General features: G+C 38.7%; 14 protein-coding genes. 4 read left to right on the top strand and 10 right to left on the bottom strand.

Features of this window, described 5'->3' with window-relative positions:
- The first annotated feature begins 493 nt into the window (after window positions 1–493).
- Together ACSVDH_RS02695 and ACSVDH_RS02690 are read left to right on the top strand one after the other, a co-directional pair.
- The gene (locus ACSVDH_RS02695) at window positions 494–655 is read left to right on the top strand and encodes a hypothetical protein (protein WP_439253081.1); all 162 of its coding nucleotides are present in this window, start codon (window positions 494–496) and stop codon (window positions 653–655) included.
- Window positions 652–2196: a recombinase family protein gene (locus tag ACSVDH_RS02690; protein ID WP_439253080.1), complete on the top strand. Its 1545-nt coding sequence runs from the start codon at window positions 652–654 to the stop codon at window positions 2194–2196. The genes ACSVDH_RS02695 and ACSVDH_RS02690 overlap by 4 nt, the downstream gene beginning before the upstream one ends.
- Here ACSVDH_RS02690 and rlmD read toward each other — a convergent pair.
- From rlmD to ACSVDH_RS02665, 5 genes are all read right to left on the bottom strand, one after another.
- Window positions 2127–3521, bottom strand: coding sequence for a 23S rRNA (uracil(1939)-C(5))-methyltransferase RlmD (gene rlmD, locus ACSVDH_RS02685; protein WP_439253079.1), 1395 nt, complete (start codon window positions 3519–3521; stop codon window positions 2127–2129). The genes ACSVDH_RS02690 and rlmD overlap by 70 nt on opposite strands.
- Before the next feature lie 16 nt (window positions 3522–3537).
- Entirely contained in the window at window positions 3538–4404 is an 867-nt protein-coding gene (locus ACSVDH_RS02680; protein ID WP_439253077.1) for a DNA-3-methyladenine glycosylase family protein, read from the bottom strand.
- 81 nt (window positions 4405–4485) lie between these two features.
- Window positions 4486–5247, bottom strand: coding sequence for a delta-lactam-biosynthetic de-N-acetylase (pdaA, locus tag ACSVDH_RS02675; protein WP_439253190.1), 762 nt, complete (start codon window positions 5245–5247; stop codon window positions 4486–4488).
- Between the two features lie 187 nt (window positions 5248–5434).
- A complete protein-coding gene (locus tag ACSVDH_RS02670) occupies window positions 5435–6973 on the bottom strand; it encodes a fumarate hydratase (RefSeq protein ID WP_439253076.1) in 1539 nt (512 codons plus the stop codon).
- 528 nt (window positions 6974–7501) lie between these two features.
- Window positions 7502–7708 (bottom strand): SE1561 family protein, encoded by a 207-nt coding sequence (locus tag ACSVDH_RS02665; RefSeq protein WP_439253075.1) that lies wholly within the window; start codon window positions 7706–7708, stop codon window positions 7502–7504.
- Window positions 7709–8006: 298 nt separating this feature from the next.
- Here ACSVDH_RS02665 and yfkAB point away from each other — a divergent pair, with 298 nt between their 5' ends.
- Together yfkAB and ACSVDH_RS02655 are read left to right on the top strand one after the other, a co-directional pair.
- Window positions 8007–9128, top strand: a complete 1122-nt coding sequence (gene yfkAB / locus ACSVDH_RS02660; protein WP_439253073.1) for a radical SAM/CxCxxxxC motif protein YfkAB — start codon at window positions 8007–8009, stop codon at window positions 9126–9128.
- Between the two features lie 15 nt (window positions 9129–9143).
- Window positions 9144–10007, top strand: coding sequence for a mechanosensitive ion channel family protein (locus tag ACSVDH_RS02655; RefSeq protein ID WP_439253072.1), 864 nt, complete (start codon window positions 9144–9146; stop codon window positions 10005–10007).
- Window position 10008: 1 nt separating this feature from the next.
- Here the strand turns inward: ACSVDH_RS02655 and ACSVDH_RS02650 are convergent, their stop codons facing one another.
- The 5 genes from ACSVDH_RS02650 to ACSVDH_RS02630 form a co-directional block, all read right to left on the bottom strand.
- Complete coding sequence (locus tag ACSVDH_RS02650) at window positions 10009–11238, bottom strand: TolB family protein (protein ID WP_439253071.1); 1230 nt, start codon at window positions 11236–11238, stop codon at window positions 10009–10011.
- Window positions 11239–11328: 90 nt separating this feature from the next.
- Entirely contained in the window at window positions 11329–12123 is a 795-nt protein-coding gene (locus tag ACSVDH_RS02645) for a YfkD famly protein (RefSeq protein ID WP_299088926.1), read from the bottom strand.
- Between the two features lie 67 nt (window positions 12124–12190).
- Window positions 12191–12796, bottom strand: coding sequence for a YczE/YyaS/YitT family protein (locus ACSVDH_RS02640; RefSeq protein ID WP_439253069.1), 606 nt, complete (start codon window positions 12794–12796; stop codon window positions 12191–12193).
- Between the two features lie 289 nt (window positions 12797–13085).
- Complete coding sequence (gene cax / locus ACSVDH_RS02635; protein WP_439253067.1) at window positions 13086–14141, bottom strand: calcium/proton exchanger; 1056 nt, start codon at window positions 14139–14141, stop codon at window positions 13086–13088.
- A gap of 207 nt (window positions 14142–14348) precedes the next feature.
- The gene (locus ACSVDH_RS02630) at window positions 14349–14732 is read right to left on the bottom strand and encodes an OsmC family protein (RefSeq protein WP_439253065.1); all 384 of its coding nucleotides are present in this window, start codon (window positions 14730–14732) and stop codon (window positions 14349–14351) included.
- Window positions 14733–14845: the final 113 nt, after the last annotated feature.

Genomic DNA, 14845 nt, shown 5'->3' with positions numbered 1-14845 from the left:
TCATTGTCGTTATCAAATAATAGCCAACGACATTTTAAGTCATTCAAAACAATACAAGGCATTATTCAGATAACTTCAAAGACCCCGATACCCGATAGTCGTTCTTATTTTTATGTAGTCCCATTTTCCCCTTAAATATTTTTCTATCAAATCTATCCCCATACATTTGATAGAAAATAGGGGGTGGGGCACCGAACTCCACTAGCCGAAGGTTCCATTAAACCAACTACCCCTCTAAAATTTTTTATATTTTTTTCCCTTATTGGGCATTTTCTACGAAATTAGTCGAAATTGAGAGATATTGAAAGAAAATATTGATTATGAGGTTAAATTTAGTACCTTTAATTTCATCTATCACTGGCAATCATGCTTAAAGGTGCCAGACCATTTTAGGAGATCTTAGTATTATACGAATATAATTATCACAAGAAATCAGCTGAGGATACTATAAATAACACCGGGTCTAGACCCCATATTATACGAGGGAATTTCAATGAAAATTGAACGAATTTTTAATGAAGAATCTAACATTACACTTCAGGATACATTAAAGTCAGTAATTGACGAGTTTATTGACAGATTAGTAGACACCTATTATTCTCAAGACAAGGTGAACACTACTACATCTCATGCAGAAGGGAAAGAAGTATCATGAGGTGTGCAGTATATGTTAGGGTTTCGACTGATAAGGAAGAACAAAAAGCTTCACTCGGAAATCAACGGGATTTATTCGCTCGATATATTTCTGATAGGGGTTGGGATATCCATAACTTTTATATTGATATTGAAAGTGGGACCACAGAAAAACGTCAGCAGTTGCAACAACTAATTATCGATGCAAAAGCTAAAAAATTTGATGTGATTTTAGCGAAAGAACTATCACGTTTAGCTCGTAATGGCCGTTTGTCCTATGAGATTCGTGATATTGCTGAACAACACAAGGTTCATATCATCACCTTAGATAATGCTATAAATACATTAGAAGGTAATGGTCAGATGTTCGGCATCTATGCTTGGATGTATGAACAAGAGTCACAGAGAACAAGCGAGCGTGTCAAAGCAGCCTTGAAGAGTCGTGCACAAAAAGGCTTATTTAAAGGTTCCAATGCCCCATATGGTTACACCGTAAAAGAAGGGAAACTTTATTTAAGTACAGATGGAACCCCAGACATTGTAAGACGAATTTTTAGAGATTACTTATCGGGTAAAGGCTTTGATCGTATTGCAAGAGAATTGTATGAAGAAGGAGTCTCTACACCTGCCCAAATTGTTGGAAAGAAGAACGCTAACGATAAGTGGCATGGTTCAACGGTAAGATTAATACTTGAAAATCCACATTATATTGGAGATTTAGTTCAAGGACGTTCTACGACAAGAAGTGTAACAAATAAGATGAGGGATCAAGTCAAGCCGAATAACTTTATCTTTGTCCACAATACCCATGAAGCAATTATTTCTAAACAAGACTTTGAAGCAGTACAGCAACTAATGATGAGTAGGAAACGGACTCGTCCTCAAGCAGAACTACATCTATTTACAAATACTGCTTACTGTGCAGATTGTGGTCGTGGGATGCACTTTAAAAAGAACTGTCGAGGATATATGTGTGGAAATTACAATAAACATGGTGCCAAAGCCTGTAGTGATCATTTAATTAGAGAAGCCGATTTAAAGTTAGCGATTCTAAACGATATAAAAAAACTTGCTTCCATTTTTGATAACCAATATATTTTGGAATCACTTGAATCAAAACTGAAGCAGCAAAAAAAGAATGCTGAGAAGCAAATTGATTCCCTATCTAGGGATTTGGAACGTCTTAAACTTAAGAAAAAGAAATCCCTCAATTTATTTATTGAAGAAAAAATATCAAAAGAAGACTATGATGAATTCGTTAATGATACCAATGAACATATTAATAGCATTTTAGCTAAGATTGAAAACTTAAAGGCAACTCTTCAAACAAAATATGATGAATTGGCATTAATTGAACTAAAACAACAGCTTGACGGATTTATTGATTTTCAAGAACTAACACCTGATATTTTACACCGTTTAATTGAAAGAATTGAAATAAAGGCAGATGGAAGCCCGAGAATCTTTTATCGATTCTCGAGCTCATCTGCTTCTTATTTAATTAATTTTATCAACGCACAGCACTCGACATGCGCCGTATGCGGAAACATATCCACCGGCTGAATATACTCCACCTTATACTCCTTCGACAAATAATCAATATCCTTCGCAAGGGTAGAAGGATTACAAGAAACATAAACAAACTTCTGCGGCTTCACCTTTTTAATCGCGTCTAATAGCTTTCGGTCACACCCTGTTCTAGGCGGATCAACAACAATGACGTCTGGGCGCCAGCCTTCATCCACCCATTTTGGCAGCCAGTGCTCGGCTGTTCCTGTGACATAGGTGGCATTTTCGATGCCATGTCTTTTTGCATTTTCCTGGGCATCCACTATCGCTGCTTCAATGGTGTCCATTCCGCGAACCTCGCTTGCCCCATCTGCAAGCCATAATCCGATTGTTCCTACACCGCAATAGGCATCGGCAATTTTTTCTTTTCCAGTAAGACCTGCTGCTTTTTTCACCTCGTCATATAACTTAACTGTTTGAGCGGGGTTAAGCTGGAAGAAAGCTCGTGCTGAAAGTTCAAAACTTAAGTCACCGAGCGTTTCCTGGATCACCTCTTCACCGCCTAAATGAAGTGTTTTTTCGCCAAAGATTAACGAGGTCTTGTTCCCATTAATGTTTTGGACAATCGATTTGACCTCTGGCAAGCGTTTCTGAATTTCCGCGATAATTAACTTTTTACGCGGCACTTCTTTTTGGGTTGTGATTAACACGACTTGAACTTCACCAGAATGGAAGCCTGCACGGGTCACAATCGTTCGGACGATTCCTTTTCGTTTTCGTTCATCATAAATAGGTACTTGAAAGTCTTCAAGAATCTGCTTTACCTCTTCAGACACTTTATTTGTTAATGGATGCTGGACCATACAGTTTTGGATCGGGATCAGTCGGTGTGAATCCATGCCATATAAACCAGCAATGACCTTGCCGTTTTTTAGCTGTCCAACCTGAAATTGGCTTTTATTCCGGTAGTTCCACGGCTCATCCATGCCAATTGTTGGACGAATATCAAGCTTGTCTAGTTTAAGCTTTGTATGACGTTCGAGTGATTGTATCACTATATCTCGTTTTTCCTTCAGCTGCTGGTCATAAGTCAAATGCTGAAGCTGGCATCCTCCGCACTCTTCATAAATGGGACATGGCGGTTTGACTCGGAAAGGTGACGCTTTACGGATCTTTTTCACCTTTCCTTCTGCAAATTTAGGTTGTATTTTTGTTGCTTCAACTAAAACTTCCTCACCAGGAAGCGCGCCAGGAACAAAGACAACCTGCCTTTTGAAGTACCCGACTCCTTCCCCGTTAATGCCCAAGCGTTTGATCGTTAACGGAAAGGTTTGTCCTTTTGAAATCTTAATTGAATTTCCTTGCTTTTTATCGTTCATTAAAAACGCTCCGTTTCTACTCAATGCTTCTCCATAAATATAAGGTTGCGTAGCTTAAATAGGGCTCCCATTGCTTACTGTATTGGTCCATCTCCTCAGCTGTCGGCTTTTTATTAAGCTTGAAATGCTTTTTAATTGCATTTTGAACGCCAATATCAGCCTTTGGGAAAAGATTTGGACGGCCAAGTCCGGATAAAAGCAGGTTTTGCACTGTCCATGGACCAATGCCCCGTATTTTTATCAGCCTTTTCATAATCTCATCATCTGACAGCATGTCCAGTTCTGCAAAATTTAATTTGCCCTCCGCTATTAATCGTGATGTATCAATAACATATTCCGCTTTTCTTCCGCTGAATTGCAGGGCTTTTAAATCGTCATACTGTAAAGCAGCCACAGTTTCCGGTCTTGGATAAAACCACACATCATCAACCTGATAGCCAAAGGTTTTAACAAAACGTTCAGTTAGCTTATGAGCAAAAGCTAAATTTAACTGCTGATGAATGATGCATTTCATCAAACAGCGATAAGGATCAAATTCTAACACAAGCGGTGTACCTGCATGTTGCTGAAAGATTTCGGCTATGTTTGTTTTTTGAAAATGCAAGCCAAGTGTATGTAATGGAAAATCAAATTGAAAGATTTTTATTATTTTCTTTAATACTTGGTCTTTTACCTTTTCATCACTGCCACTAATATCGAAACATGGATTTGCGATCGTTCCGACTGATTGGACGGTGATGACATACGGCTTATCTTCAATGACTAAAGGGACTTTAACGAATTTCCCTTCTATATTAAGTGTATGAACAGGATCTAAAGACAAACGACTTAAAACTCGCTCAAAATTATATGGTCCTTCAGTTGTGATCGTTTCCCTCCACATATCTCCGCATCCTTTTCCTTTTTAAGCCTATTATAGCATTTTACATAACCAATCTATTCAAGAGCAATTGAAAAACCCTTATCAAAGGGAAATAAGATAAGGGTGATCGATCGCTTTATTGATCATTAAATCGTCCAAGCTTTTAAAAATATAGCCTTGTTTTTCTAAATCCGTTATGGCTTGATCAAGTGCTTCCGCATTATCTTTAGATACCGTATGAAGCAAAAGGATCGCACCAGGATGAATTTGCCTCATAATATTATCGTAAGCGTATTTCCAGCCCCTTTGCGCATCAACCTTCCAATCGATAAATGCCAACGACCAGAATACAGTGGTATATCCAAGTTCCTTTGATTCAGCAAGAACACGGTCACTGAAAATCCCTCTTGGCGGCCGCAGGTAGCTCATCCCTTTTTGTCCAGTAAGCTCTTCTACTTTAAGACGTACTGACTCAAGCTCTTCTTTTAGCTCCTCATCACTCTGTGTCGTTAAATCAGGATGATACCAAGAGTGGTTGCCGACAATATGCCCTTCCTTAACCATTCTTTTCACTAACCCAGGCTCTGTATTTAAATAATGGCCGGTAATAAAAAATGTTGCTGGGACCTTATGCTTTTTTAATACATCAAGAACCTTGGCCGTATAGCCATTTTCATAGCCATTATCAAAGGTTAAGTAGATTTCCTTTTTGGTCGGATCTCCCAAATAAAAGGCACCATGCTTTTCAAGAAGCTTATCTAATTCTTCCCCGGCTGAGGCAGGCTCATGATTTTGACTTCTCTTAAATCCCCAATGAATTGGGTTATTCGGATATGCAGAAACAGTATTCATCGAAAAAAACATAACACAAAATAAAATTACAGCAAAAGACCATTTTTTCATCTTGCTTCTCTCCTCAATTCTTTTCTCGTTATCTATAGTGTTTATTGAGGTCGTTTTTCCATACAGAGTAAAAAATTCCAAGTGAGCATTTTTTTAGTAATAAAAAAAGAAGACCCAAGTTCCCCCAAGTCTTCCTTCCATTTAAATTTTATTTAAACACCGGTTCTTTAAATTGTGCAAGCTTCTCTAATGAAGATTTATCAACATCTGCATGTAAGCTGTTACCATGAGAGTCCATCGTTACAACGGCTGTGAAGCCTTCTACTTTTAGGTGCCACATTGCTTCTGGAATACCAAATTGCATGAAATCGACACCCTCTACGGATTTGATGCAATCTGCATAGTATTGAGCAGCTCCGCCAATTGCATTTAAGTAAACGCCGCCGTGCTCTTTTAATGCTTGCAGTGTTTTTGGACCCATGCCGCCTTTTCCGATAACGGCGCGGATTCCGAAGCGTTTCATAATATCTCCTTGATATGGCTCCTCACGAATGCTTGTTGTAGGTCCAGCCGCTTTCACATGGTAGTTGCCGTCGTCATCCTTCATCATGACAGGTCCGCAGTGATAAATAATTTGTCCATTTAAATCAACAGGTGAATCATTCTCAGATAAATATTTATGAATCGCGTCGCGGCCTGTGTACATCATGCCGTTGATTCGAACTACGTCGCCGACCTTAAGTTCTCTAATTTGTTCTTCTGTAATTGGCGCTTCAAGCACAACTTCTCGAGGTGCCTCCACTTGTTCATTAGCAGCTGCTACTTCATTTTCAGCAAATTCTACCTCTTCACCATCTTGATAAAGCCACTCATTGATTGAACCAGTTTCTGGGTCAATATAAACACCAAGGCGGCGATATGCCCAGCAGTTGTAAGCAACAGAAACGAAGAAGCTTGCTGGAATACGATTGATAACACCGATTTTACAGCCAAGCAAAGTTGTTTCCCCGCCAAAGCCCATTGTGCCGATTCCCAGCTCATTGGCATGTTTCATCACATATTCTTCTAACTGGCGTAAATCTTCACGCTCATTCACATCATCGACTCTTCTAAAGAGCTGTTCTTTTGCAAGTTCATAACCGCTTGTCCGGTCTCCGCCAATTCCAACGCCAATAAAGCCGGCGCTGCAGCCTTGACCTTGTGCTTGGTAAACAGAGTGCATAATACATTTACGAATGCCATCAAGATCTCTTCCAGCTTTACCTAATCCTTCAAGCTCGCATGGCAGGCTATATTGAATATTTTTATTTTCACAGCCGCCGCCTTTTAAAATAAGACGTGCATCAATATAATCCTTTTCCCATTGCTCAAATTTAATAACAGGTGTTCCTTCTCCAAGGTTGTCCCCGCTGTTCGTACCTGAAATCGAATCAACAGAGTTTGGACGTAATTTTCCATCCTTCGTTGCTTGCTCAATAGCACGTTTGATTTCCTTTTTCATTTCAATTTGATTGGCGCCAACAGGAACCTTCAATTTAAACGTTGGCAGACCTGTGTCCTGACAGATTGGTGAAATATTGTCATCCGCCATTTTAATATTATTGGTAATCGTTGCAAGCGACATCGCCGAGCGTGTACCGGCACTTTCTTTTAGTTTTGCAGCAGCAATTGCTCTTCTTACGTCTTTTGGCAGATTGGTCGATGTTTCAACTACCAATTGATACATGCTTTCATAAAAATTCTTCATCTCGGTTCTCCCCTTTAAGCACAAGCGTACATTCAACCCTTAAAATGCAAGCTTTAGCCCCTCTAATTTTTTATCTTTCGGTCAATTCTCTCAATTTTTATTATACTCCTTCCGATATTTATTGAAAAGATCTATTCAAAGCGCTTTCACTAGAAAGGTGGAAGCGCCTGCCCAGCGACGTAGAAAAAAGAGCACTCCGTATGAGCTAAAGCGAGACTACCATCAGTAGGTGTTTTTCCTACTGATGGTTAGCGAGACTTATCGGACCTTTACGGGCAGTTTCAATCAATATTTTTCTAAGGCATACACTCTTACTGCCCGTTAAGGTGCGGCAAAGGAAACACGAAGAGCGATAGCGATTCGATGTTGACTTCCGCATACGAGGAGGATGAAGTTCATTAGTCGCTAGGCGCTGGCAGTCAAATACGCGACGTCCTGTCGCACTGCCTGCACTTGCACGTCCTGTGCTTCGGAGCTAGACACAAAAACTAAGTAAAGAGGTTCAAATAAAAAAGAGCCGACACCCCATCAGTGTCCGCCCTCCTTCTCTTTATCCCAATCCTTCTTAAATTGCTCATACTTAAATTCAAGGTCGTCAAGCATTTGCAATAAACGGTCTATATCATTTACATCTGTAGATTCCGGGTCCATTGAATCAAGTACTTCCATAAACATATTCAATCGGTTTTTTAAATAAGATAGTTGTGAATCCTTATCTTGAACAGCGTTTCCCATTCTACCTCTCCTTTCAACTTTACTATCGTAGCTTATAAGCCTTTTTCTGACAACTATATCCTTATATTTTGAATGTCCTCAAATAGTGATAACATTAAATGTTCATGATAAAATGGTTGGTATGCTATTAAGAAAAGCGCAAGGCGACAAGCATAAAACGCTCCTGAATCGAAGGCGTTCTTTGCCTTCAATTCCAATTTGGCTTGACCTTAGAGTAAGCTAGGCGCTGTAGCTGGATGCCGAAGCGCTATCCACAATATATGAATTTTATAGTTAAGCAAAACAAAGGAGTATCCTCATGAATGCAATAAAGTTATTAAAACCAATTACAACCTCATATGATCCATGGGAAGCTTATTTGGATGTTGAGCAATATGGAAATATGTCGTTAACAAATATCGAATTTACGACTACTACGTTATGCAATATGCGTTGTGAGCACTGTGCGGTTGGTTATACATTACAACCGAAGGATCCCAATGCTCTGCCGCTTGATTTGCTTTTAAAACGATTAGATGAAGTGCCTACTCTTCGCTCGCTTAGCATTACTGGCGGTGAACCAATGCTTTCGTTAAAATCGGTTGACGGGTATGTTGTCCCTCTTTTAAAGTATGCCCATGAACGCGGCATTCGTACCCAAATAAATTCGAACCTGACGCTTGATTTAAAACGCTATGAAAAGATCATCCCTTATTTAGATGTTTTACATATTTCACATAATTGGGGAACAATTGATGAATTTGTCGAGGTTGGTTTTGCGGTTATGGATCGGAAACCAACTTATCAACAAAGGGCTGCGTTATTCGAAAGAATGATCGAAAATAGCCGGGCACTTGTTCAAGCCGGTGTGATTGTTTCCGCTGAAACGATGCTAAATAAGCGCACACTTCCTTATATTGAAAAAATCCATAAACAAATTGTTGAAGAAATGCTTTGTCAGCGCCATGAAATTCATCCAATGTATTCTAGTGATTTTGCAAGCAGCTTAGAAACCCTATCCTTAGAGGAATTGCGAAAAGGGATTCACCATTTATTAGACATTCGCGATGAAAATGTCTGGATGCTTTTTGGTACATTGCCTTTTTATGCATGTAGTGATGATCAGGAAGATTTAGCACTGATTAAACGGCTAAGTGAAAGTAAAAATGTTACAGTCCGAAATGATCCGGATGGCCGCTCCCGGTTAAATGTTAATATTTTTGATGGAAATATTATTGTCACTGATTTTGGCGATGCTCCTCCTTTAGGCAATATCCAGGACAATTCCCTGCAGTCAGCTTATGATAAATGGATGGATTCAGCATTAGCAAAGTCACTTAATTGCCACTGCCCTTCAGTAAAATGTCTAGGACCTAATATCCTTGTAAAGAATAGTTATTATAAGGATGTTGATTTTACAGAACGAAAATCAAAACTATAAGGTGACAAATACGACATGGAACAGTTTAATAAATTCAAGGAATTAGCTATATTTGATGTTGTCGTGGTTGCAGTTGGCCTATGGATCAGCGTCATTCTAATAAATATTGTCATTCGGAAGTTCTTTCAAAAAACAAGCTTTATTGAAGAACGGAAGGAAAAAACGATTGAGAGCATGATGCAGTCTCTTACAAGGTATACAGCGACGATTTGTTTTATCCTGTATATTGTTTCGCAATTTGTGGATAATTTCGGTTCCATTTTGGCTGGTGCTGGAGTAGCTGGGATCATTCTTGGCTTTGGCGCCCAAAGTTTAATAAAGGATATTCTAGCAGGATTGTTTTTAATTTATGAAAAGCAAATTCATCAAGGGGACTTCATTACGATTAATAATACATTTAATGGTACTGTAGAAGAAATTGGCCTTCGTTCCTTAAAAGTACGTGAATGGAGCGGCAAGCTGTTAACGATTAGCAACGGCGAAATTAAACAAATTCAAAATTATAATATTGACCGAATGCGAGTAATTGAACGCGTTGTTGTGAGATTTCGCGAAAATCCTGAAAGAGTCTGGGCTGTGCTGGAAAAAGCATGTGAAACGATCAATGAACAATATGAACATTGTTTAAAACGTGATCTAGAAGGAAATATTATTGAGTCCTTCCAAGTATTTGGAATGACCTCACTAAATGCAGGATTTCACGGATATGAATATACAGTGATCGGGCTTGTTGATGATCAGTATTACTGGAGTACGGCAAAAGAGGCAAGAAAAATCATTGCTCAAGCTTTATATGATGCAAAGATTGGTCTTGCAGAAGGACAAATTTTGCTGCAGCAAAAAGAAGCTGAAATGGTAAAAGAACTGAATCAAGGTTGATTCAGTTCTTTTCATAGATTTCGATCATCTCAACATTTTCCAACCATTTTTTCGCATCTTCCCCATTTGGTTCTGAAATCCAAACATCCCTGTTTTGATCTGTAAGAGAACGGCCTCTTAACCAAATGAGCTTTTTGGCTGAGAGGATACTTTGAGGATGATAATCTCCAAATCCTTTTGGCGGCGAGGTTACTCTGGTTTGTTTATTGGTTTCAATATCAATTAGATAAAGGGACGGCAAAGGATGTTTACTAAAGTTATTTGACCATTCCGTTTCTTTCACCCGGGATGTGAGGATTTTCTGATCATTGATCCAAGTAAAATCAAGCTCTGTATAATGTTCCGGAGTGAGTGAACCATTTACAGACATTTCCTTCATCCTCAACTTTTTATCCTTAAAGCCATAAACGATCCGCCCGCCTCCGGCAATGTAAGCAATGATATCCTTTGTTGGCGCCCACTTCGGCTCACCCACTTCAAAAATAATTTCATCTAACACCTCAAAATCCTTCCCATCCTGTGAAATGACACATAGCATATTGCTGTCCATTGACCAGGAAGCTGTTGGTGAAACAATAAATGAAATCCATTTATTACTTGGTGAGTAGGTAAAATCAGCGGCATAAACGGCGATGATTTTATTATTGTTGTGTCCAATTTCTCTTGGTAGCGTGAAAAAATGATCAACTCCTCCAAATAAGATGATGTCCTTATAAGGAGGTTTTACTTTTTTTGTAAAAAGGATCGCACTTGTCCATCCATCCGGGCGAAGAACCCCTGAGGATGAAAGCAGAAATCCGCTTCCATCAGGTAACCATGTATAACTGTTCACACCGGTTGCGATGTTATAAAACTGCTTAAAATCAGAAATATTTAAAATTCCCCTGTCATTAAACGCAATAATGTTTTTTTGCGGTGCCCATGTTGCGGAATACCCATTATAAAAGATCTTTTTCTTTTCGCCCGTATCAACTCGGTACGCCCAAATGGAGACTTGTTGATCCGATGCATCCTCTTGTTGATAAAGCAGCCACTTTCCATCATAGGACCATTTAGGGGACGAAACTCTGCGGTTATTTGTCACTTGATTTTCTTCACCGTTTATCAATGTCCAAAGCTCTCCATCACGAATAAATGCAGCTTTGAGTTTTTCAGCTGGAATTCCCTCAGCAAACATCATGCTTGGAAATAAGATAGTGATGATGATCGCAAATAGAAAAATTCTATACATATGAATACCTCCTATTCTATAGGATTCTCTTTCTGCTTTTTTCATTAAAAAAGACCAACACGCACACGCGCATTGATCCCTATGCTTCCATTATCTCGGCCGATCTGAGGTAACAAAACCAAATGATGCATGGTCTTGGAGCGGTATCCAAGCACCGATCCCTTGGGAGGTTACATTTTTGACCACAATGCTTTTCTTATTGCCCTTTAAAACTAAGTAGACTTCTCCGTAAGTCACCTTTCCTTTTTCATTCACAGCAGGTGCATAAGCATATAAATACCCTAATTTTTTCGGAGGGATATTATATACTTGGTCTTTCTTTGTTCCGGCACCAATAATCGTCTCAAATGCAAGCGGCAGATTTGTTTTTTTCATCGCCGTTAGCAGCATCATTTTTTTCACATGCTCTGCCTCTGGCACCTTTGCCGTTAACCCGCCTTTGACAGATTTTTGTGCTTCCTGCCTATAATGAACCTGAACCGGTCCTTTCCCGCCTCGGTTATCTTGGTAATTCGTATTGATCTTTTGATATTCCCAATTTGTCGCTGTTTCAGTTGATTCATAATTTAGCGCCCATTCTCCTAAAAAAATTGTTGCCCGGTAACCGAATGCTAACGGAGCATCGGCAATCGTTGATTCATTTAGGATTTTGATTAAATCCGGGTTTTCAATTGGAACCTCTGAAGTCTCAATCAAGCTTCTAGTAAGCTCGCTTGGTTGAAGATATGGCAAATCCTGTGTAGGGTTTGGATAGGTATTTTCCTTCGATATCTCCATAACCGAGCCTGGCATTTTAGGCTTTTGTTGTTTTCCTTCTGCAAGCACAGCACTTGAAAAACTAAATGATAAAAGCAATACTACAGAAATGAGCAACCATCTTTTCATACTTTCTACTCCTTTCATCATGCTTATCCTTAGTGTTTTCAAGTGTTTATTAGTTTATCCAAAATTTTTATCTTTTGATTAACATTTCATATCTTCTTGCGATAGGGACGTTAATTAATTGTATAAAAGGACCAATCAAAAAGGTGATTAAAATCGTTCCTGCTCCAATTGGGCCTTGCATAAAAAAAGCAAGGATCAGTGCACATACCTCTCCAATCGTCTTCCCAACCATAAAGTTTAAGTGAAATCGTTCGTGCAATGAAATCATTAATTGATCGATAGGGTTTGCCGGAAAATCTGTTTGCAAATACATTGAAACTCCAATTGCTATAAAAACGATCCCTCCCAAAAGGGATAGCAGCTGATGATGAAGCAGCTCAAATTCAATATTTCTCATTACGACCACTAACCAAAAGTCAACCGAAAATCCAATAAGAAGGATGGTGATAAGTGCAAGAAGTTTTGGTTTCCCCTTTACAATAAAAGCATTTAAAAACATCAAGAGAATCCCTATAATAATGACCCAGCTGCCAACCGTTAATCCAATCGCATTTGAAAGCCCTACATTTAAAGCGTCCCATGCACCAGCCCCTAATTCTGCTTTAATCGTGAGGGTAACACCAAGTCCCATTAAAAAGAGTCCAATCACATAAAATAAGATTTTAATTTTCATTGTTACGTTCCTTTCTGCAAATGCTATACAATATGCGGACAATCATTACTTTAAAACATGAAATAAAAATAAATAGAATATTTACAAATTTATCATGATAATGTATCATTAAGACATACGATAGAGTGTCCCTAGAATTTTGTTAATGTTTTTTGCAAGCGTTACCAATTTCTCTAGTTATCTGTTTCGTCCTACACAAATTGATGGCTCTGTGCATTTGCACAGAGTTCTTTTTTTGTCTAAAAACTGAAAATAGCCCCGCATAGCGGAGCCAGACTGTTTTCATTCATTATAGTAAATAGAATCCTATCCCCATAATAATATAGGCAGCTAACAAGGTCGCCCCTTCAAACCAGTTTGTATCTCCATCATTTGTAATAGAGATCGTTAGCAAAACTGCAGTTGCCATTGAGATTAACTCCGGCAATGTAAAGACCAGCGGCATTTTTTGAGTGAAAAATAGGGATATGATCACAAGTAATGGTGCAACAAACATCGCGATTTGCAATGTTGAACCGACGGCGATTTCAACAGCAATATTCATCTTATTTTTATAGGCCATAATGATCGCAGAAGCATGCTCAGCAGCATTCCCCACAATCGCAACGATAATAACCCCTATGAACAGCTCTGACCAGCCGAAACTTTCACCAACAGATTCGAAGGTATGTACGAGATTTTCTGAGACATAGGCTACAGCAACTGTTGAAAGCAATAGGATGATTAAAGCCTTCCCCTTTGTCCATTCCGGCTCCTCATGCTCTTCTACGACATCTGTTTTATGTTGGTATACCCCGCGGTGAGTGACAAGCTTAAACAGCAATGCCGCTAAATATAAAATAATTAAGATAACCGATATCCCGATACTTAATGATAGGGTTTGCGTTTCAGTCATTTCCATTGAAAAGACTTCAGGAATGACAAATGCCACAATAACCGCAAACATTAAAAGCCCGGAATTATGACGCGCATCATAAATACTAAATTCCTGTCGCTTAAACTTTAAACCCCCAACAAAAAAGCTTAGTCCTGCAACTAACAGGAGGTTGCCCAGTACAGATCCCGTCAAAGAGGCTAAAACAACTCCTACAAGACCTTCTTTTAATGCAAAAATTGAGATAATCAGCTCGACCGCATTCCCAAATGTGGCATTCAATAATCCCCCAATACGGGGACCGGCTACGATGGCCAAGCTCTCAGTTGCTCTGCCCATAAAACCTGCTAATGCAATAATCGTTATACAATAGACGCCAAACATAATCACCGATGGCCAGTGGAAAATACTCCCGATGACCGAAAGTGGTAAACCAATTAATACGATAAGAGTAAAAATTCGATTTGCCATTAGCCTTCACCTTTCCTTATATAGAATGACTTCCCTCTCTACCCTATAAAATACCTCATTACCACAAATTAAAAACCTACACTCTAAATCGTATTACAATCATTCCTTTATAGATTCCATAATGTGGATAAAAATTTGCATATCGGTATTTTATGTAATTAAAGGTGAGTTTATCCATTCATTTATTTTAGAAAGGTGTTGATTTATTTAATCCTCTAATTCAAACGTTTCTTCAATCTCAATGCTTCCCTGTACCGATTGTGCCATAGGGCAATTTTTACTTGCTACCTCAACTGATTTTTGAATTTTCTCAGGATCTAAGTTCTCTCCCTTAATTCGGTAATGAAGCTGGATTTTTTCAATTCGGTTTGCCATTGCTTCATTTCGTTCAACTTTTGTAGAAATGGTTAAATCTTTAATCTCCATTCTTTTTTTCATTAAAATTTTTCGTAATACACTGCCGCTGCATACTGCGATAGAAGCTGCCATTAGCTGATACGGTCGATGTCCATAAGTCTCGTCCCCTGCTACATGCAGTTCACCATATCCTGTTGTCGTATAAAAGCCAGTTTCCTTCATTTTAAATTCCATCTTTGATTCCTCCATTTTTTACTTAAATTGTATAGGAAAAACAACTTTTAAAAAAGATAGTGAGGTTTTTCGATTCTTGAATTATTCCTTATTTCATAATAATATTCATAGGT

It is taken from the genome of Metabacillus sp. Hm71, assembly GCF_051842955.2.
Lineage (GTDB): Bacteria > Bacillota > Bacilli > Bacillales > Bacillaceae > Metabacillus.
This window is presented reverse-complemented; position numbering and strand designations above follow the sequence as displayed.

Coding starts and splice junctions, on each gene's coding strand:
- ACSVDH_RS02645 (WP_299088926.1), bottom strand. CDS start 12,123: ATGAAAAGATGGTTGCTCATTTCTGTAGTATTGCTTTTATCATTTAGT.
- ACSVDH_RS02670 (WP_439253076.1), bottom strand. CDS start 6,973: ATGAAGAATTTTTATGAAAGCATGTATCAATTGGTAGTTGAAACATCG.
- pdaA (WP_439253190.1), bottom strand. CDS start 5,247: ATGTTTTTTTCGATGAATACTGTTTCTGCATATCCGAATAACCCAATT.
- ACSVDH_RS02655 (WP_439253072.1), top strand. CDS start 9,144: ATGGAACAGTTTAATAAATTCAAGGAATTAGCTATATTTGATGTTGTC.
- cax (WP_439253067.1), bottom strand. CDS start 14,141: ATGGCAAATCGAATTTTTACTCTTATCGTATTAATTGGTTTACCACTT.
- rlmD (WP_439253079.1), bottom strand. CDS start 3,521: ATGAACGATAAAAAGCAAGGAAATTCAATTAAGATTTCAAAAGGACAA.
- ACSVDH_RS02665 (WP_439253075.1), bottom strand. CDS start 7,708: ATGGGAAACGCTGTTCAAGATAAGGATTCACAACTATCTTATTTAAAA.
- ACSVDH_RS02650 (WP_439253071.1), bottom strand. CDS start 11,238: ATGTATAGAATTTTTCTATTTGCGATCATCATCACTATCTTATTTCCA.
- ACSVDH_RS02640 (WP_439253069.1), bottom strand. CDS start 12,796: ATGAAAATTAAAATCTTATTTTATGTGATTGGACTCTTTTTAATGGGA.
- yfkAB (WP_439253073.1), top strand. CDS start 8,007: ATGAATGCAATAAAGTTATTAAAACCAATTACAACCTCATATGATCCA.
- ACSVDH_RS02695 (WP_439253081.1), top strand. CDS start 494: ATGAAAATTGAACGAATTTTTAATGAAGAATCTAACATTACACTTCAG.
- ACSVDH_RS02630 (WP_439253065.1), bottom strand. CDS start 14,732: ATGGAATTTAAAATGAAGGAAACTGGCTTTTATACGACAACAGGATAT.
- ACSVDH_RS02680 (WP_439253077.1), bottom strand. CDS start 4,404: ATGTGGAGGGAAACGATCACAACTGAAGGACCATATAATTTTGAGCGA.
- ACSVDH_RS02690 (WP_439253080.1), top strand. CDS start 652: ATGAGGTGTGCAGTATATGTTAGGGTTTCGACTGATAAGGAAGAACAA.